This is a genomic window from Mesorhizobium sp. M0139, assembly GCF_040322455.1.
In the GTDB taxonomy this organism is placed as follows: domain Bacteria; phylum Pseudomonadota; class Alphaproteobacteria; order Rhizobiales; family Rhizobiaceae; genus Mesorhizobium.
Genome location: NZ_JAMYTN010000002.1, coordinates 200,678 through 217,124, shown reverse-complemented (window position 1 = coordinate 217,124; position 16,447 = coordinate 200,678). Strand labels below are relative to the sequence as shown.

The following is a 16,447-nucleotide window of genomic DNA, read 5'->3' as shown; positions in this document are numbered from 1 at the left end:
CCCGCGTTTTGAAAGGAATTCGAAGAGATATCAGGCGGCGATGCCGAGTGCGCCTTCGAACAGCGCCCGGCCGTCACTGCCGCCATGCGCGGCCTCGATCAGGTTTTCCGGATGCGGCATCAGGCCGAGCACATTGCCCTTCTCGCTGATGATGCCGGCAATGTCGTTGATCGAGCCATTGGGATTGGTGCCTTCGGCATAGCGGAACACCACCTGTCCTTCGCCCTCGAGGCGCGCAAGCGTGTCGGCATCGGCGAAATAATTGCCGTCATGATGCGCAACCGGCGTGCGGATGATTTGGCCCGGCTGATAGCGGCGGGTGAACATGGTGTTGGCGTTGGCGATCTGCAGCTTCACCTCACGGCAAACGAATTTCAGCGAAGCATTGCGCATCAGCGCGCCGGGCAGCAGGCCGGCCTCGACCAGAATCTGGAACCCGTTGCAGACGCCAATGACCATGACGCCCTTGGCGGCCTTTTCAGCGACTGCCCGCATCACCGGCATCCGCGCGGCAATCGCGCCGCAGCGCAGATAATCGCCGAAGGAGAAGCCGCCGGGAATGGCGATCAGGTCGACATCGGGGATTTCGGTGTCGGTCTGCCAGACGGTCGCCGGCGCCTGCCCGGAAATCTTGGTCAGCGCCGCAATCATGTCGCGGTCGCGGTTGAGGCCGGGGAGAAGAACGACAGCTGATTTCATATCAAGCGATCTCCACCGCGTAATTCTCGATCACCGTGTTCGCCAGCAGCTTGTCGCACATGGCTTTCAGATCGGCTTCGGCCTTGGCCTTGTCGGTCTCTGAAAGTTCGAGGTCGAAGACCTTGCCTTGCCGCACCTGGCCGACGCCGCCGAACCCCAGTCCGGACAGAGCGTGCTCTATGGCTTTTCCCTGCGGGTCGAGCACGCCGTTCTTGAGGGTGACGGTGATGCGGGCCTTGATCATGCTGGACAGGTTCCTGTTCGAAGACTTAGCAATTCCAGGAAAAGTCTGAAGCGGTTTTTCGTCCGGAATTGCGTCAAGAAATGAAGACTTAGTGCGGCTTGCCTTTGAGGCCATCGGTCGAGGCGACGAGCACCGGGCCGGTCGGGCGCGGCGGCTCGTTCTCGTTCATGATGCCAAGGCGGCGGGCAACTTCCTGATAGGCTTCGACGAGGCCGCCCATATCGCGGCGGAAACGGTCCTTGTCGAGCTTGTCCTGCGTTGCCACGTCCCACAGCCGGCACGAATCCGGCGAGATCTCGTCGGCAACGACGATGCGCATCATGTCGCCCTCGAACAGGCGGCCGCATTCGATCTTGAAATCCACGAGTTGGATGCCGACACCCATGAACAGGCCGGAGAGGAAGTCGTTGACGCGGATGGCCAGCGCCATGACGTCGTCGATCTCCTGCGGGCTTGCCCAGCCGAAAGCGGTGATGTGCTCTTCCGACACCATCGGATCGTCGAGCGCATCGGCCTTATAATAGAATTCGATGATCGAGCGCGGCAGAACGGTGCCTTCCTCGATGCCGAGGCGCTTGGACAGCGAGCCGGCGGCGACATTGCGCACCACCACTTCGAGCGGAATGATCTCGACTTCCTTGATCAACTGCTCGCGCATGTTGAGCCGGCGGATGAAGTGGGTCGGAATGCCCATGCGGTTCAGATGGTTGAAGATGTACTCGGAAATGCGGTTGTTGAGCACACCCTTGCCGTCGATGACCTCATGTTTCTTCTTGTTGAATGCGGTCGCATCATCCTTGAAGAACTGGATAAGTGTGCCCGGTTCCGGTCCCTCATAGAGGATCTTGGCCTTGCCTTCATAAATGCGGCGGCGATTTTTCATCTGATTTTTCTCTGGATTTGCGGGCAGGCGGCAAGCGACCAGTTCCTGTCCGTCTGCCTAAATTGGTGCGGCGACGGGTGGGGTTCAATGCCGGGTCTATCCCAATCACAGCGTTTGCTCAATCGGCAAATCCTTTCCATCGACCGCTTTCAGGAATGAAATGCCGCAGCGCAGCAAGTGATGTAGCATATTGACCGGCCCGCGCCCTTTTGGTTTGTGCTGCGGCAACACACATATCCATCGCCAACGCGAATCGATTTCATCGGAGGGAAGCCATGAGCAGCATGAAAGACCGCGAAGAGGGTTTTGAGCGCAAATTCGCCTTCGACGAAGAACTTCGCTTCAAGGCTTCGGCACGCCGCAACAAGGCGCTTGGCCTGTGGGCAGCTGAAAAGCTGGGCAAGTCCGGCACTGACGCCGACGCCTATGCCAAGGAAGTTGTGGTTTCCGACATCGAGGAAGCCGGCGATCACGACGTATTCCGCAAGATCCGCAAGGATTTCGACGCCGCCGGCGTCGACCAGTCGGATCACCAGATCCGCCGCACCATGGACGAACTGATGGCGCAGGCGATCGAGCAGATCAAGAACACCTAGAGCGAGTAGCGCTGGACCAATCGACCGCCCGGTCCAGCCGGGCGGTTTTTCTTTGCCTTTTCAGCCTTTTCCGGCTGAACTGTGCGTAGACCTGTTACAAGCCTCTACCCAACGAGGAAAGCACCCATGTCCCTGAAGTCACGCCTGGCGGCGGATGAAACGCTGTTCACCGCCTGGTCCGGCGTTCCGGACGCTTTGACGGTCGAAATCATCGCCAAGCAGGGTTTTGACGCCGTCACCCTCGACATGCAGCATGGCGGACACCACGAAGACTCGGTCTTGCGCGGCCTCGTACCGGTGCTCGCCGCCAACAAGCCGGCGCTGGTGCGCATTCCGGTCGGCCGCTTCGACATGGCCAGCCGCGCCCTCGATTTCGGTGCCGAGGCGGTGATTGCACCGATGGTGAATTCGGTGGCCGATGCAAAACTCTTTGCCGCGGCGATGAAATATCCGCCGATGGGCGAGCGCTCCTGGGGCCCGACCTATGCTTTTCCGCGCCATGGCAAAGGCGACCACGCCGAATGGCTGCGCGACACCAATCAACGCACCATGGCCTTTGCCATGATCGAAACGCGCGCCGCACTCGATGCGCTGGACGGCATCCTCGACACGCGGGGCATTGACGGCATCTTCCTCGGCCCATCGGATTTCTCCATCGCCTGGTCGAATGGCACCACCGTCAATTCGACGCTGGAAAGCATGATGGAAACCGTCGCCTCCATCGCCGAGCGGACGCGCAAGGCGGGCAAGCATCCGGCGATCTACGTCGTTGAGCCGGCGATTGCCGGCCGCGTCGTGGCGATGGGCTACCGGCTGCTGGCGATGGGCTCGGACCATGCGCTGATTTCGCTCGGCGCAAAGATACTCATCAAAAGCATGAACGATTCGATAAAGGGCTGAGGCGTGGTGCCTTGCCCGGTCAGGCCTTGAGGTCGGTCAGGAACTTGGCGAAGGTCATCGACCCTTCCGGCCAAGGGCCGAAGCCGGCATCCTCATTGAGGTGACCGGTTTCGCCGGCATCGATGAACAGCGAACCCCAGGCGCCGGCAATGTCCTCGGCAACCTCGAAGGCGCAGAACGGATCGTTGCGGCTGGCGATGACGATGGACGGGAAGGGCAGCGGTTCGCGCGCATAGGGACCAAAGGTCATCAGGTGACGCGGCCTTATCTCCGGGTTGGCGACGTCGGGCGGCGCGACAAAAAACGCGCCGGCGACCGGCTTCCTGAACTGCGGAATGGCCTGCACCGCGGCCGCCACACCGAGGGAATGGGCAACGATCACCACCGGTCGCTCGGCCTCGTTGACAGCGTTCGCCACGCTCGTCGTCCAGTCCTCGCGCACCGGCTTCGACCACTCCGCCTGCTCGACCCGGCGCGCCGTCGACAGTTTCGATTGCCAGCGTGTCTGCCAGTGTTCGGGGCCGGAATTGGTGTAGCCCGGCACGATCAGAATATCTGCGTCTTTGACTTTCATGGCGCTGAGATAGCGAGCGGCCGTGTCTCGTGCAACCCGCGCTGACGCATGCGGTGCATCACAATCGTGAACAACCTGTTCGATTCTTTCCATCTTGTGTGAACGATCAGGATCGACGATTTGAGGCAGGAAGAGATGGACAACAGAATAGACTGGTGGCGCGGCCTGGGATAATGCGCTGAACGGAGAGTTTTATGAGCGAACTGCCTTTTGCCGCGACGACCCCCGTCAGCGTGTCACGCGTGGGCCTGAAGGCGCGCGACGCCGAAGGACTTGCCGATTACTACCGGGCTGTTGTCGGCCTGCAGGAATTGAGCCGCGCCGATGGCGCCATCACGCTGGGCGCTGCCGAGCGCCCGCTGCTGGTCATAGAGCCTGACGCAGCGGCCAAGCCCGACGATCCGCGCAGCGCCGGCCTTTTCCACACCGCTTTCCTTCTGCCCAGCCGCGCCGATCTCGGCCGTTGGATAAACCATGCCGCCGCCAACAAGATCCGCATCGAGGGCGCCTCCGACCATCTGGTCAGCGAGGCTTTGTACCTGACCGACCCCGAAGGCAACGGCATTGAAATCTATAGGGACCGTCTGCCGCAGGAGTGGAAGTGGAACGGCGACAAGATCGCCATGGCGACCGAGCGGCTGAATCTGGCCGCCGTGGTTGGCAGCGTGCCGGCCGGTGACGCCGGCTGGCAGGGCGCGCCGCAAAACAGCATTATCGGCCATGTCCATCTGCGCGTCGGCCGGCCGGAAGATGCCGAGGCCTGGTGGCACGACGAATTTGGCTTCGACACGGTCGCTAAGTATGGAGGGCAGGCGGTGTTCCTGTCGTCGGGAGGCTACCACCATCATATCGGTGGCAATTCGTGGCACAGCGCCGGCGCCGGCCGCCGCGATCCGTCCCGCTCGGGGCTGGCCTGGGTCGAGATGCGCTCGGACAAGGCAACCGAGGAAACGAGCCGTGAAGATCTGTGGGGCACGGTTATCCGCACCGTGCCGGGCACCGCAGGCTGAGCGGCGGTTCGGGTCCTACACCGAGCCGGCGGCGTAGCCCGTCAGCAGCCCGTGCGCCCAGTTGTCGAATCCGGTCGCCGTGGCGCGGCCGGATGCTTCGGTCCAGTCATAATTGACCACGTGATGGCTGAACGACCATTGTCCGTCCTTGCGCGTCGCGATGGCGTAGCGGGCATGCGGACTGCCGGTCACGGTCAGGCCGGGGAATGCCTGGACGCCGACGCTGCCGGGATTGAGGATTGTCCGGTTGTCCGACAAGCGCACAACGCGCGGCGTATGTGTATGGCCGCACAAGGTCAGCCCGGCGCCGGCGCTGCCCAGCTTATGCCTGATCTGCTTTTCATTGGAGGGGTAGAAGTGGCTGCCTCCGTCTTCCTCGAGCAGGAACACGTCGTCGTCACTGGGGCTGCCATGGCAAAGCAGGATGTCCGGGGCAGGCGACAGGGTGACCGGCAAGGCCGAGAGCCAGGTCAGGGATGTTTCAGAGAGGCGTTGGTGGGTGAAAGCATCGACGTCTTCCAACCCGGAAGCAGGCGGCTCGACCAGCACACGGTCGTGATTGCCGCGCACGGTCGGCCAATTCTGCGCCATCAGATATTGCGCGGTTTCTTCAGGCCGTAGCGGCCCGGAAAGACAATCGCCCAGATTGACGATTATGTCGGGAGAAGCGTCTTTGATCTGCGCATGAACCGCCTCAAGCGCGCGCAGATTCCCATGGATGTCGGAAAGGACGGCCAGCCGCATCGAAAAACCTATCCGAAAACCCGCTTGAAGATCGTGTCGACATGCTTGGTGTGATAGCCAAGGTCGAATTTCTCGCGGATCTGGGCTTCTGGCAGCGCTGCGGTAACTTCCTTGTCGGCCAACAATTCCTCAAGGAAATCAGCGCCATGTTCCCATACCTTCATGGCGTTGCGCTGCACCAGGCGGTAGGCATCCTCGCGGCTGACGCCGGCTTGCGTCAGCGCCAAAAGCACGCGCTGCGAATGCACCAGGCCACGGAACTTGTTCATGTTCTTCAGCATGTTGTCGGGATAGACCAGCAATTTGTCGACGACGCCGGTCAACCGCGACAGCGCGAAATCGAGTGTTACCGTGGCGTCCGGGCCGATCATACGCTCGACCGAGGAATGCGAAATGTCGCGCTCGTGCCAGAGCGCCACATTCTCCATTGCCGGCAAGGCCATGGACCGCACCATGCGGGCAAGGCCGGTGAGGTTTTCGGTCAGCACCGGGTTGCGCTTGTGCGGCATTGCCGACGAGCCCTTCTGGCCCGGCGAAAAATACTCTTCCGCTTCCAGCACCTCAGTGCGCTGCAGATGGCGGATCTCGGTCGCCAGCCGCTCGACCGACGAGGCGATGACCCCGAGCGTGGCAAAGAACATGGCGTGGCGGTCGCGCGGGATGACCTGCGTCGACACCGGCTCCGGCTTCAGCCCAAGCTTTTTCGCCACATGCTCTTCGACATAAGGGTCGATGTTGGCGAAGGTGCCGATCGCGCCCGAGATAGCGCAGGTGGCAATATCCTCTCGCGCGTGCACCAGCCGCTCGCGGCAGCGTGAGAACTCGGCATAGGCCTGCGCCAGCTTGACGCCGAACGTGGTCGGCTCGGCGTGGATGCCGTGGCTGCGGCCGATGGTGACGGTGTCCTTGTGCTCGAAGGCCCGGCGCTTCAGCGCGGCGAGCAGGCCGTCGAGGTCGGCCAGCAGGATATCGCTGGCGCGGCCGAGCTGCACCGCAAGGCAGGTGTCGAGAACATCTGACGAGGTCATGCCCTGGTGGATGAAACGCGCATGCGGCCCGACGAATTCGGCGAGATGGGTGAGGAAGGCGATGACGTCGTGCTTGGTGACGGCCTCGATCTCGTCGATCTTGCCGACGTCGAATTGGGCGGCGCCGCCTTTTTCCCAGATGGTCTTGGCGGCTTCTCTGGGGATGACGCCGAGCTCGGCCAGCGCATCGCAGGCATGGGCCTCGATCTCGAACCAGATGCGGAAGCGGGTTTCCGGCGACCAGATGGCGACCATTTCCGGCCGGGAATAGCGAGGGATCATCCGTCAGTCCTGATGTGTCGGTGGTTAAGTGCGCCTCCTATCAGAGGCGGACCGAATGCTCAACGCTGCCGGCGTGCAAACCACACGCTGGCGGCGGCAAGCGCGATGAATCCGAGCGGAAAATAGAGCCTGATACCCAGCACCACGAACTGGTAGAGCGCCGTCAGCGAGGTGAAGACCAGTTCGAACGCCCACCGGGCGGTGAAGGCCTCCGCGTGCCATTCGGCGTAATAGGAGCGGTATTGCAGCGCAAACAACCCGCCGGTGAAGGCGAGCGTCGTGGCAAGCAGACAGACGAAGGCGGCGGCGAACGCCACCTCCCAGTGCCGGTCCAGCGAGACCAGCCGCGCCGCGAACAACCCGACGGGAAAGGCCAATGCCGCGCCGGTCGCAAACAGCAGGGCGACGAAGCGGATCTTTTCCGGGGTCTCCCAATTGTCGAGCCAAAGGCCGGTCAGCGCGCTGGCGCCCATGGCCATCGCCCACAGCAAGGCGCCGACAAGCGCCGTGCCCGTCGCTGGTACGGCGCGGCTGACGCGATTTCCGGCGCGCTTGCGCCAACTGGATTGATCGAGCGATGTCACAGGCGTCCGGTCACGGCGATCCAGCGAAAATCCGGTCCTTCGAAGCCGTATTGGCGCACTGCGATCAGCACCGCATAGGCGCTGATGCTGTCCATCGAGAACGTCTGCACCGCGCCGATCCTGTAGCCGTTCGGGCAGCCACGGCTTTTCGGGATCGATTTATCCTCATGCAGCAGATGGGTCCGGCCGCCATCCCTGGCCTCGATCCGCAGCAGGCGAAAACCGTTGACCTCGCCCTGGCTCTGGCAGCTTTCGGTGTCATTCATGCCGATCTCGTCCAGCCGGAATTCCAGCGGCGGGTCGACCGGCGAAAAGATCGGCCGTGGGTTCACCACCATGCGGAACGGGTCGGCCGACAATTCGGTCACCGGGTTGAAGCCGACGGTGATGCCGCGGTTTGCGGTGAGTTCGGCCTGCACAACGACGGCTTCGCCCTTCTGCCTGGCCTGCTGACGGGCCGTATCGAGCGAGGCGGTCTCATCCTCCAGCCGGACCCGGATTGGCGTGCCCTTCAGGAACGTGTCGTCGGCGGTGTTGATGTAGTAGCGATTGGCATAGGGAAAGCCCGAACCGTCTGCCACACCGTATTCCTCGAAGGCGAAGACGCCGCCATCCTTGCTGAAGCCGAGGATTTCAAGCTCGGCGACATCGCCCGCTCGGGCGGCCATGGCGGATGCCAGATGGACCAGCAGGCAAACGCCAATCAGGACGAGATTTCGCATCGGGGTTCCGCTCCGCCTGCCGTGGTTCGATCGTTCCCTATCACGAGACAGTCAAAACATCGTGCTATTCGAAAGGCGATGCATCCAATTCCGCCTCTGTTTGTTATCGTCGATCGTTTTCAAAAGGAGAACACCCCATGACTGAGGCCAGCAAGATTCGCGAGCATATGGAAGTGGTCGGCGCCGACGGCGTTCACATCGGCACCGTCGACAGGGTCGATGGCGAGCGGATCAAGTTGACCAAGGCCGACAGCGGCGAGGGCGCCCATCAGGGGCATCACCACTACATTCCCTTGAGCCTGCTTGCCGAGGTCGAGGGCCAGAAAGTCTGGCTGTCGGCAAATTCGGATGTCGCGGTCAGCTTCGAGGAAGAGGAGTCCGACCCGACCTGACTGAAAATCAGCGCGACGACCACACCGCAAACAGGTCGCCTTCGGCCGGCGTCGCGGCATGGATGCCGCGGCTGATTGCGCGCGCCATGGTGACGCCGGCAGTGGCAAAGAAATCGACGGCATCGTCGGCGCTGAGTTCTATGCCGCTCTTCCCCGTCGCCAGCGCGAACACCAGATCGCCGTCGGCCGGCGTGTGCACCGGCCAGATGGCGCGCACGAAGCCGTCATGCGCTGAAATGGCCAGCCGCTTGGCTGCCGCCTTGGTCAGCACGGCATCGGTGGCGATGACGGCGATGGTGGTGTTGCCACCGGCCTCGGCTTGTCCACCGACACGCTTGTCGCGGTATTTCAACAGGATCCGCCTGGCGTCGTCCGGCATCGGCGAGGGATAGCCGAGGCCTCCGAACTCATCGCCGATCTCGAAGGGTGCCGCCCAGAAATAGCGTGTACGCGCAATCGTCACCGAGCCGGTCGGGTTGGCGGCGGCGAGCGCGCCGATGGTGATGCCGCTGTCGAGCGCGGTCGAGGCCGAGCCGAGGCCGCCCTTCAGCCCGGAGCTTAGCGCGCCGGTGCCGGCGCCGATTGTGCCGAGCGGAAAGTCGACTGTTGCCGCCTGGGCGGCTTCGTAGCCGAGGTCGCGGTAGGGAGGATAACGGCCCCAATCCTTGTCGCCGCCATTGCGCAGGTCAAACAGGATCGCCGCCGGCACGATCGGCACCCGAAAGCCGCCGACATCGACGCCAATGCCTTTTTCACGCAACGCCGCCTGCACGCCCGACGCGGCGTCGAGGCCGAAGGCCGAACCGCCCGAAAGCACGACGGCATGAACCGCCTCGATGGAATTGTGCGGTTCGAGCAAATCGGTCTCGCGCGTGCCCGGCGCGCCGCCGAGGATCTGCACGCCACCGACCGCCGGTTCGTCGCACAATACGGTGGTGACGCCCGATTTCAGCGTGGCATCCGACGCGTTGCCGACGCGCAAGCCGGCGACATCGGTGATCAGATTGCGCGGCCCGGTGCGAAACATCAGTTCGTCTCCGCCGGCACGAAACGCGTCCCGTCGAAGCGGAAGGCGCGATAGAGGTTTTGGCTCAGATCGCCTTTGTCGTCGAACCGCAGCGGCCCGATCGCGGTGTTGAAATCATGCCCGGTTAGCGCGTCGGCCAGCCCCTTGCCCGAGGTCTGGGGCGCGGCCGAGGCCGCCTTGGCAATCTCCACCGCCGCGTAGGCCGGCAAGGCATAGCCATCCGGCGCGATGTTCTTGGCCGTAAACGCCGCCAGCACCTTGGGATCGGCGACATCGGCCCATTCCGGCGGCGCGATCATCAGCGTGCCGACGGCGTAAGGCACATCGCCGGGTGGCGTGCGCAAATTCTCGCCGCCGGCAAAGACAATGCCGGCCTCGAGCTGGCCGGCGTCGCGGCCCATAATGGCGATGTCGTCGCCGTCGCCACCGGCAAAGACATGCGTCGCGCCCGCCTTCTTCAGCCGGCCGATCAGCCCGATCTGGTTGTCGAGCTGCGGCCGGAACGTATCTGTGAAGACCGGCTTCAGCGCCGCCTGTTCGGCCGCTGCGCGCAGCGTCTCGGTGATTTCGCGGCCATAGATGGTGCCGTCATCGACGATGGCGAACAATTCGCTCTGCCACAGCCGGGTCAGGATGCCGGCCACCGCATTGCGCTCGTCGTCGCCGCGTGGCCCCAGCCGGTAGACCGGCCAGCCGGTTTTGGCGCGGCGATCGGTCAGGCTTTCGGTGCGCACGCCAACGGTGATGACCGGTATGTCAGCGTCCTTGAGGATCGGCAGCGCCGCCTGGATCGCCTCGGTGCAGAGGAAGCCGACGACGACCTTGACCTTCGCCGCCGCGAACTCCCTCGCGGCGGCGGCGCCGCCATCGGCTGTGCAGGCATCGTCGACCGTCCTGATCTCGGCGCCGTTGGCTTCTGCTGCCAGGGCAGCACCCGCCTCAATCTGCTTGCCCAGGATCGCCGACGGACCGGACAGGGGTGCGGCGACGCCGACAAGCAAAGTCTGCGCGCCGGCGCTTGCCGGCAGCAGCCAGAGCAGTGCCGCTATTACAGCTGTTAGGGGTCGCATTCTGACGACGAATTCCTCCGTGCCGGTCGCATGCTTCCAGCGTCTCTTCCGCCAAGACCTAAAGGCTGCCCGCCCCAGGCGCAACACGGGAATTTGCGGATTGGCGTCAAGCACTTCGCTTGTGGCCTATTGTGTGCCGCCATATATAACGCTTGGATTCCCGCTTATGGAAAATCATCGGTGTTGAAGTTGAACGACATAGGGCCCCAGGCCTATCGCGACGCGATGGCGCATTTTGCCGGCCATGTCCATGTGGTGACCACCGAAGGGGCCGCCGGCAAACGCGGCACGACGGTGATTGCCGCCTGTTCGGTGTCGGACACGCCGCCGACGGTTCTCGTCTGTCTCAACCGCGAGAATGCCAAGAACGAGCTGTTCATGCAAAACGGCCGGTTTGCGCTGAACACGCTGGCTTCGCACCAGCAGCCCCTATCGGTGGCGTTTTCAGGCCTGACCGGGCTGTCGGCCGATGAGCGTTTCGCGCTTGGCGAGTGGGATGTCATAACGACGGGCGCGCCTACCCTGAAGGGCGCTCTTGCGGTTTTCGACTGCGAATTGATCGACACCAAGGATCTCGCCACCCATCGTGTGCTTTTTGGCAAGGTGACAGGCCTGCGCATGGGCGATAATTTGCGGCCGCTGATCTACCACGCCCGCGACTACCACGTGCTGCAGAGCGGAGCAGAGGCGGCAACGGAGAAAGAATGACCGAGCTGAAACCGCGCCCCGCGCCGCGGACGATCGACGAAACGCTCGATCTCCTGACCGGCGCGGACTATGTCGCGGACCGCTCGCTCGCAACGGTGCTGTTCCTGTCGCTGCGCATGCAGCGGCCGCTGTTCCTTGAAGGGGAGGCCGGCGTCGGCAAGACCGAGATCGCCAAGGTGCTGGCGCAGGCACTCGGCCGCCGGCTGATCCGCCTGCAATGCTATGAAGGGCTCGACGTCTCGTCCGCTGTCTATGAGTGGAATTACGCCGCGCAGATGATAGAGATCCGCATGGAGGAGGCGGCAGGCTCGGTCGACCGCTCCGACATGGAGCGCAATGTCTTTTCCGAAAAATACCTGATCCGCCGGCCGGTGCTCGATGCGCTGACCGGCAAGGCGGGTGCGGCCCCGGTGTTCCTGATCGACGAGCTCGACCGCACCGACGAAGCCTTCGAGGCGTTCCTGCTCGAAATCCTGTCCGATTTCCAGGTGACGGTGCCCGAGCTTGGCACGATCAAGGCGGAGGAGCCGCCGATCGTCATCATCACCACCAACCGCACCCGCGAAATCCACGACGCGCTGAAGCGGCGCTGCCTCTATCACTGGGTCGATTATCCCAATGCCGAGCGCGAGCTGGAGATCGTGCGGCGCAAGGTGCCGCAGGCCAACAGCCGGCTTTCGGCCGAAGTGGTGTCGTTCATCCAGAAGCTGCGCCGGGTCGAGCTATTCAAGGCGCCGGGCGTTGCCGAGACCATCGACTGGGCCGGCGCGCTGACCGAACTCGACAAGGTGGCGCTCGATCCCGAAACCGTCTCCGACACGATCGGCGTTTTGCTGAAATACCAGGACGACATTGCCCGCATCGGCGCGGGCGAGGGCCGGCGCATCCTCGATGAGGTCAAGGCCGAACTGGCGGCGGCGGAGTAGGGCAGTGAAGGCGCCGGGTGCTTACCCCAAAGAGACCGAACCCAGAGAGGCGACGGAAGACGGGCGCATCGCCGACAACATCGTCTATTTCGCCCGCACCTTGCGCAAATCCGGCATGCGGGTCGGGCCGGCTTCGGTCAAGGATGGGATCGAGGCGGTGCTGGCAGCCGGCATCGGTTCGCGCGACGATTTCTACTGGACGCTGCATGCCGTGCTGGTGTCGCGGCACGAGGATCACCCTGTTTTCGACGAAGCCTTCCGGCTGTTCTGGAAATCGCGCGAGCTGATCGAGAAACTTCTGGTGATGTTCTCGCCGGTGGCGCCCGACACCAGGGAGAAGCAAAAGCCGCGCGCGGCAGAAAACCGCGTCAGCCAGGCCATGTTCGAAGGCCACGAGAAGAATCGGCCGGTCAGGGAAATCCCGGAGATCGAAGTCGACGCCCGGCTAACCTTCTCCGGGAATGAAGTGCTGCGCGGCAAGGACTTTGCCCAGATGAATGCCGACGAGATGGCAGACGCCAAGAAGGCGATTGCCCGGCTGCGGCTGCCGTTCGACATGGTCCGTACCCGACGCTTCAAGGCAGACCTGCATGGCCGCCGTATCGATCCACGCGCCATGATGCGCTCGGCCGCGCGCACCGGCGGCGAACTGATCCTGCCGAAATTCCGCTCAGCCCGCGAAGTGCATCCGCCGCTGGTGGTTCTCGCCGATATCTCCGGTTCGATGAGCCAGTACACGCGCATCTTCCTGCACTTTCTGCATGCGCTGACCGAAAAACGGCGGCGCGTGCACACCTTCGTCTTCGGCACGCGACTGACCAATCTCACGCGGCAGATGCGCCATCGCGACCCCGATGCCGCCCTTGCCGACTGCTCGGCGGCGGTGAAGGACTGGTCGGGCGGCACCCGCATCGGCGATACGCTGGCGGAGTTCAACAAGCACTGGTCACGCCGCGTGCTCGGGCAGGGCGCGGTGGTGCTTTTGATCACCGACGGTTTGGAGCGCGACGATGTTTCCGGCCTGTCGGAGGAGATGGATCGCCTGCACAAATCCTGCCGGCGGCTGATCTGGCTCAACCCGCTTCTGCGCTTTGGCGGCTTCGAGGCGCGGGCCCGCGGCGTCAGAGCGATGCTGCCTCATGTCGACGAGTTCCGCTCGGTACACAATCTCGATGCGCTGGCCGACCTCTGCGCCTCGCTGGACAAGAAATCGGCCGCTTCGGTCGATCCGCGTCGCTGGCTGGACGCTGGTGTCAGGCGCGCCGCATAGCCATATTGGATTCCGAAAAACAGGCTCCCAGAGAAAAACAGACTTTGAGGCAAGCGATCATGGACAACAGCATCTATCTCGATGAGGCCCGCGACCCCTTGATCATCGCGGAGGGCTGGATGAAGGACGGCAAGGATGTCGCCATCGCCACTGTGGTCGAGACCTGGGGTTCGGCGCCGAGGCCGGTCGGCAGTCATCTGGTCATCGACGCCGAAGGCAATTTCCACGGCTCGGTCTCGGGCGGCTGCGTCGAGGGCGCCGTGGTAAGCGAGGCGATCGACGTCATCGACAGCGGCAAGGCCAAAATGCTGGAGTTCGGCGTTGCCGACGAGACCGCCTGGCAGGTCGGCCTATCCTGCGGCGGCCGCATCAAGGTCTATGTGGAGCGGCTCGGTTAGGCATGGATCCCTACGCTCTCAAAGCCCTCAATGACGAACGCCGTGCCCGCCGTGCGGCGATCCTGGTGACCGATCTCGGCGACGGCCGCGACCGCATCGTGCGAGAAGGCGACCAGGTTGCCGGCGATCTCGGGCAAGCGATCGCCAAGGCTTTCCGCACCGGCAATTCGGGTTCGGTCGAGGCTGAAGGGCGCACCTTCTTCCTCAACGCGCACCTGCCGCAACCGCGCCTGGTGGTGATCGGCGCCGTCCATATCAGCCAGGCGCTGGCGCCGATGGCCAGGATCGCCGGCTATCCCCTAGAGATCATCGATCCGCGCACCGCCTTCGCCACTCCGGACCGTTTTCCCGATGTAGCACTCCATGCCGAATGGCCGGAGGATGTGCTGAAGCGCCAGCCGCTCGACAGCTACACCGCGCTTGCCGCCGTCACCCATGATCCCAAGATCGACGATTTCGCGCTGAAGGCGGCGCTGGACGCCAATTGCTTCTATGTCGGGGCGCTCGGCAGCCGCAAGACCCACGCCAAGCGCGTCGAGCGTTTGCTGGCGCTGGGCGCCAGCGCCGACCAGATCGCCCGCATCCACGCGCCGATCGGTCTCGATATCGGTGCGGCGAGCCCGGCCGAGATCGCCGTCGCCGTCCTGGCTCAGACGATCCATGCCTTTCGCTCGCGAGGGCTGGAAGCGAAAGGCGCCGCAGCGTGAGATTCGGCCCGGTTCCGATCGACCAGGCCGAAGGCGCGGTGCTCGCGCATGCCACCACGGCGGGTGAGCGGCGTTTCCGCAAGGCGCACACGCTGAGCGCACAGGACGTGGCGGCTCTGAAAGCAGCCGGCATTACCGAGATCGTCGCGGCGGTGCTTGCCGCCGATGATCTCAGCGAAGATGCGGCGGCCGAAAAGATCGCCGGAAGCATGGCCCATCGCAACATCGAGGCAAAACCCGCCGCGACCGGCCGCGTCAACCTCCATGCCAAGGCCGCCGGTCTCTTCACCGTCGATGCCACGATGATCGACGCCATCAATGCCGTCGACCCGACCATCACCATCGCCACGCTAGCGCAGCACGCACCTGTCGAGACGGGGCAAATGGTGGCGACGGTCAAGATCATCCCGTTCGCTGTTGCCACGGCTCTGGTCGACAAGGTGACGAAGATCTGCGCCGGCGGCGAGATCTTCGCCGTCAACGCCTACCATCCGGTGCGCATCGGCGTCATTCAGACGATGCTGCCCGGCATCAAGCCCAGCGTGCTCGACAAAACGCTGCGCGTCACCGAGGCCCGGCTGGCACGCTCCGGCGGCCGGCTGACGACGGAGCGCCGCACGCCGCACGAGATCGCGCCTGTAGCCGAGGCAGCGGCCGCGCTGGCGCGCGACAACGACATGGTGGTGATCTTCGGCGCCTCGGCGATGAGCGATTTCAACGATGTCGTTCCGGCGGCGATCGAGGCAGCAGGTGGCACGGTGATCCGCGCGGGCATGCCCGTCGATCCCGGCAATCTGCTGGTGCTGGGCACGCTCGATGGCAAGCGCGTCATCGGCGCGCCCGGTTGCGCCCGCAGCCCCAAGGAGAACGGTTTCGATTGGGTGCTCGACAGGCTCATCGCCGGTCTCGACGTCACCGCCAAGGACATTGCCGGCATGGGCGTTGGCGGCCTCTTGATGGAAATCCCGACCAGGCCGCAGCCGCGCGAGCCGCTGCCGGCGAGAGCCGGGCTGAAGGTCGAGATCGTGCTTCTGGCCGCCGGTCGCTCCAGCCGCATGGGCGGGCCGAACAAGCTTCTGGCGCTGTTCGACGGCAAGCCGCTGGTGCGCCGGACAGTCGAGCGCGCACTGGCCTCGAAGGCAACCAGCACCGTTGTCGTCACCGGCCATCAGCGCGAGCGGGTGCACGCCGCGCTCTCGGGCCTCGACGTGATCTTTGCCGACAACCCGGATTTTGCCGACGGCCTGTCCTCGTCTCTAAAAGCCGGCATTGCCCGCGTTGGAGCCGAGGCGGCCGGCGCCATGATCGTCCTCGGCGACATGCCGGGTATCTCATCGGCCGATCTCGACAGGCTGATCGAGGCCTTCCGTAGGGACGGCGGCCGCTCAGTGGTGCGTGCCGCCCATGACGGCCGCCGCGGCAATCCGGTGCTGCTGCCACGCGCGCTGTTTGGAGGCATCGCCCACCTCGAGGGCGACACCGGCGCCCGCCATCTGGTCGAGGCCGAGGGACTGGATGTCATCGACGTCGAGATCGGCGACAGCGCGTCGATCGATGTCGACACCCGCGAGGCGCTGGAAGACGCCGGCGGCGTGCTGCAGGATTGACAAAGCGAAGCCGAAAAACGCATGCCTTTAGCATGGCTCTCTCTTTACTTGCCTCAGCGCTTCTACCCCCCTCTGG

At 63.9% G+C, this 16,447-nt stretch carries 21 protein-coding genes; 10 read left to right on the top strand and 11 right to left on the bottom strand.

The features are described from left to right. Positions 1-30 precede the first annotated feature (30 nt). The 4 genes from purQ to NKJ58_RS03525 form a co-directional block, all read right to left on the bottom strand. The gene (purQ, locus tag NKJ58_RS03540) at positions 31-699 is read right to left on the bottom strand and encodes a phosphoribosylformylglycinamidine synthase subunit PurQ (RefSeq protein WP_023684888.1); all 669 of its coding nucleotides are present in this window, start codon (positions 697-699) and stop codon (positions 31-33) included. Between the two features lies 1 nt (position 700). Beyond that, positions 701-943 carry a phosphoribosylformylglycinamidine synthase subunit PurS gene (gene purS, locus NKJ58_RS03535; RefSeq protein WP_023669092.1) on the bottom strand — a complete coding sequence of 81 codons (243 nt, stop codon included), beginning with the start codon at positions 941-943 and terminating at the stop codon, positions 701-703. Positions 944-1,031: 88 nt separating this feature from the next. Continuing rightward, positions 1,032-1,826 carry a phosphoribosylaminoimidazolesuccinocarboxamide synthase gene (gene purC / locus NKJ58_RS03530; RefSeq protein ID WP_013532127.1) on the bottom strand — a complete coding sequence of 265 codons (795 nt, stop codon included), beginning with the start codon at positions 1,824-1,826 and terminating at the stop codon, positions 1,032-1,034. A gap of 105 nt (positions 1,827-1,931) precedes the next feature. Next, complete coding sequence (locus tag NKJ58_RS03525) at positions 1,932-2,054, bottom strand: hypothetical protein (RefSeq protein ID WP_280790911.1); 123 nt, start codon at positions 2,052-2,054, stop codon at positions 1,932-1,934. 47 nt (positions 2,055-2,101) lie between these two features. Here NKJ58_RS03525 and NKJ58_RS03520 point away from each other — a divergent pair, with 47 nt between their 5' ends. Then, complete coding sequence (locus NKJ58_RS03520) at positions 2,102-2,422, top strand: DUF1476 domain-containing protein (protein ID WP_023669091.1); 321 nt, start codon at positions 2,102-2,104, stop codon at positions 2,420-2,422. Between the two features lie 126 nt (positions 2,423-2,548). Next, positions 2,549-3,322, top strand: a complete 774-nt coding sequence (locus NKJ58_RS03515; protein WP_023684889.1) for an HpcH/HpaI aldolase family protein — start codon at positions 2,549-2,551, stop codon at positions 3,320-3,322. A gap of 19 nt (positions 3,323-3,341) precedes the next feature. On the opposite strand, the gene NKJ58_RS03510 is transcribed toward NKJ58_RS03515, so the two are convergent. Further along, a complete protein-coding gene (locus NKJ58_RS03510) occupies positions 3,342-3,896 on the bottom strand; it encodes an RBBP9/YdeN family alpha/beta hydrolase (protein WP_023684890.1) in 555 nt (184 codons plus the stop codon). Positions 3,897-4,090: 194 nt separating this feature from the next. Between NKJ58_RS03510 and NKJ58_RS03505 the strand changes: the two genes are divergently transcribed. After that, positions 4,091-4,906 (top strand): VOC family protein, encoded by an 816-nt coding sequence (locus NKJ58_RS03505; protein ID WP_023684891.1) that lies wholly within the window; start codon positions 4,091-4,093, stop codon positions 4,904-4,906. 15 nt (positions 4,907-4,921) lie between these two features. On the opposite strand, the gene NKJ58_RS03500 is transcribed toward NKJ58_RS03505, so the two are convergent. From NKJ58_RS03500 to NKJ58_RS03485, 4 genes are all read right to left on the bottom strand, one after another. Then, positions 4,922-5,650 (bottom strand): metallophosphoesterase family protein, encoded by a 729-nt coding sequence (locus tag NKJ58_RS03500; protein ID WP_023684892.1) that lies wholly within the window; start codon positions 5,648-5,650, stop codon positions 4,922-4,924. 8 nt (positions 5,651-5,658) lie between these two features. Next, positions 5,659-6,960: an adenylosuccinate lyase gene (gene purB, locus NKJ58_RS03495; protein WP_023684893.1), complete on the bottom strand. Its 1,302-nt coding sequence runs from the start codon at positions 6,958-6,960 to the stop codon at positions 5,659-5,661. A gap of 59 nt (positions 6,961-7,019) precedes the next feature. Then, positions 7,020-7,439 (bottom strand): hypothetical protein, encoded by a 420-nt coding sequence (locus NKJ58_RS03490; protein ID WP_245261990.1) that lies wholly within the window; start codon positions 7,437-7,439, stop codon positions 7,020-7,022. 101 nt (positions 7,440-7,540) lie between these two features. After that, the gene (locus NKJ58_RS03485) at positions 7,541-8,266 is read right to left on the bottom strand and encodes a DUF2259 domain-containing protein (RefSeq protein WP_352653575.1); all 726 of its coding nucleotides are present in this window, start codon (positions 8,264-8,266) and stop codon (positions 7,541-7,543) included. Positions 8,267-8,403: 137 nt separating this feature from the next. Here NKJ58_RS03485 and NKJ58_RS03480 point away from each other — a divergent pair, with 137 nt between their 5' ends. After that, positions 8,404-8,658, top strand: a complete 255-nt coding sequence (locus NKJ58_RS03480) for a DUF2171 domain-containing protein (RefSeq protein WP_023669083.1) — start codon at positions 8,404-8,406, stop codon at positions 8,656-8,658. Positions 8,659-8,665: 7 nt separating this feature from the next. Here NKJ58_RS03480 and NKJ58_RS03475 read toward each other — a convergent pair whose 3' ends face one another. Further along, entirely contained in the window at positions 8,666-9,685 is a 1,020-nt protein-coding gene (locus tag NKJ58_RS03475; RefSeq protein WP_352852777.1) for a P1 family peptidase, read from the bottom strand. Further along, entirely contained in the window at positions 9,685-10,755 is a 1,071-nt protein-coding gene (locus NKJ58_RS03470) for a branched-chain amino acid ABC transporter substrate-binding protein (RefSeq protein ID WP_352518836.1), read from the bottom strand. Before NKJ58_RS03470 ends, NKJ58_RS03475 begins: the two co-directional genes overlap by 1 nt. Before the next feature lie 180 nt (positions 10,756-10,935). Between NKJ58_RS03470 and NKJ58_RS03465 the strand changes: the two genes are divergently transcribed. The 6 genes from NKJ58_RS03465 to NKJ58_RS03440 are packed head-to-tail and all read left to right on the top strand — an operon-like array spanning position 10,936 to position 16,371. After that, positions 10,936-11,463, top strand: a complete 528-nt coding sequence (locus NKJ58_RS03465; protein WP_023806474.1) for a flavin reductase — start codon at positions 10,936-10,938, stop codon at positions 11,461-11,463. Next, on the top strand, positions 11,460-12,389 hold the full coding sequence (locus NKJ58_RS03460; RefSeq protein ID WP_023700847.1) for an AAA family ATPase: 930 nt from the start codon (positions 11,460-11,462) through the stop codon (positions 12,387-12,389). Before NKJ58_RS03465 ends, NKJ58_RS03460 begins: the two co-directional genes overlap by 4 nt. 4 nt (positions 12,390-12,393) lie before the next feature. Beyond that, positions 12,394-13,659 carry a vWA domain-containing protein gene (locus tag NKJ58_RS03455; protein ID WP_023806475.1) on the top strand — a complete coding sequence of 422 codons (1,266 nt, stop codon included), beginning with the start codon at positions 12,394-12,396 and terminating at the stop codon, positions 13,657-13,659. A gap of 59 nt (positions 13,660-13,718) precedes the next feature. Further along, positions 13,719-14,057 carry an XdhC family protein gene (locus NKJ58_RS03450; RefSeq protein ID WP_023734542.1) on the top strand — a complete coding sequence of 113 codons (339 nt, stop codon included), beginning with the start codon at positions 13,719-13,721 and terminating at the stop codon, positions 14,055-14,057. A gap of 2 nt (positions 14,058-14,059) precedes the next feature. Next, positions 14,060-14,764, top strand: a complete 705-nt coding sequence (locus tag NKJ58_RS03445) for an XdhC family protein (RefSeq protein WP_352518835.1) — start codon at positions 14,060-14,062, stop codon at positions 14,762-14,764. Then, on the top strand, positions 14,761-16,371 hold the full coding sequence (locus tag NKJ58_RS03440; RefSeq protein ID WP_023806477.1) for an NTP transferase domain-containing protein: 1,611 nt from the start codon (positions 14,761-14,763) through the stop codon (positions 16,369-16,371). Before NKJ58_RS03445 ends, NKJ58_RS03440 begins: the two co-directional genes overlap by 4 nt. Positions 16,372-16,447 lie beyond the last annotated feature (76 nt).

Excerpts from the sequence above, each read along its gene's own strand:
- purQ (WP_023684888.1), bottom strand. The coding sequence starts at position 699 with ATGAAATCAGCTGTCGTTCTTCTCCCCGGCCTCAACCGCGACCGCGAC.
- purS (WP_023669092.1), bottom strand. The coding sequence starts at position 943 with ATGATCAAGGCCCGCATCACCGTCACCCTCAAGAACGGCGTGCTCGAC.
- purC (WP_013532127.1), bottom strand. The coding sequence starts at position 1,826 with ATGAAAAATCGCCGCCGCATTTATGAAGGCAAGGCCAAGATCCTCTAT.
- NKJ58_RS03520 (WP_023669091.1), top strand. The coding sequence starts at position 2,102 with ATGAGCAGCATGAAAGACCGCGAAGAGGGTTTTGAGCGCAAATTCGCC.
- NKJ58_RS03515 (WP_023684889.1), top strand. The coding sequence starts at position 2,549 with ATGTCCCTGAAGTCACGCCTGGCGGCGGATGAAACGCTGTTCACCGCC.
- NKJ58_RS03510 (WP_023684890.1), bottom strand. The coding sequence starts at position 3,896 with ATGAAAGTCAAAGACGCAGATATTCTGATCGTGCCGGGCTACACCAAT.
- NKJ58_RS03505 (WP_023684891.1), top strand. The coding sequence starts at position 4,091 with ATGAGCGAACTGCCTTTTGCCGCGACGACCCCCGTCAGCGTGTCACGC.
- NKJ58_RS03500 (WP_023684892.1), bottom strand. The coding sequence starts at position 5,650 with ATGCGGCTGGCCGTCCTTTCCGACATCCATGGGAATCTGCGCGCGCTT.
- purB (WP_023684893.1), bottom strand. The coding sequence starts at position 6,960 with ATGATCCCTCGCTATTCCCGGCCGGAAATGGTCGCCATCTGGTCGCCG.
- NKJ58_RS03490 (WP_245261990.1), bottom strand. The coding sequence starts at position 7,439 with ATGGCCATGGGCGCCAGCGCGCTGACCGGCCTTTGGCTCGACAATTGG.
- NKJ58_RS03485 (WP_352653575.1), bottom strand. The coding sequence starts at position 8,266 with ATGCGAAATCTCGTCCTGATTGGCGTTTGCCTGCTGGTCCATCTGGCA.
- NKJ58_RS03480 (WP_023669083.1), top strand. The coding sequence starts at position 8,404 with ATGACTGAGGCCAGCAAGATTCGCGAGCATATGGAAGTGGTCGGCGCC.
- NKJ58_RS03475 (WP_352852777.1), bottom strand. The coding sequence starts at position 9,685 with ATGTTTCGCACCGGGCCGCGCAATCTGATCACCGATGTCGCCGGCTTG.
- NKJ58_RS03470 (WP_352518836.1), bottom strand. The coding sequence starts at position 10,755 with ATGCGACCCCTAACAGCTGTAATAGCGGCACTGCTCTGGCTGCTGCCG.
- NKJ58_RS03460 (WP_023700847.1), top strand. The coding sequence starts at position 11,460 with ATGACCGAGCTGAAACCGCGCCCCGCGCCGCGGACGATCGACGAAACG.
- NKJ58_RS03450 (WP_023734542.1), top strand. The coding sequence starts at position 13,719 with ATGGACAACAGCATCTATCTCGATGAGGCCCGCGACCCCTTGATCATC.
- NKJ58_RS03445 (WP_352518835.1), top strand. The coding sequence starts at position 14,060 with ATGGATCCCTACGCTCTCAAAGCCCTCAATGACGAACGCCGTGCCCGC.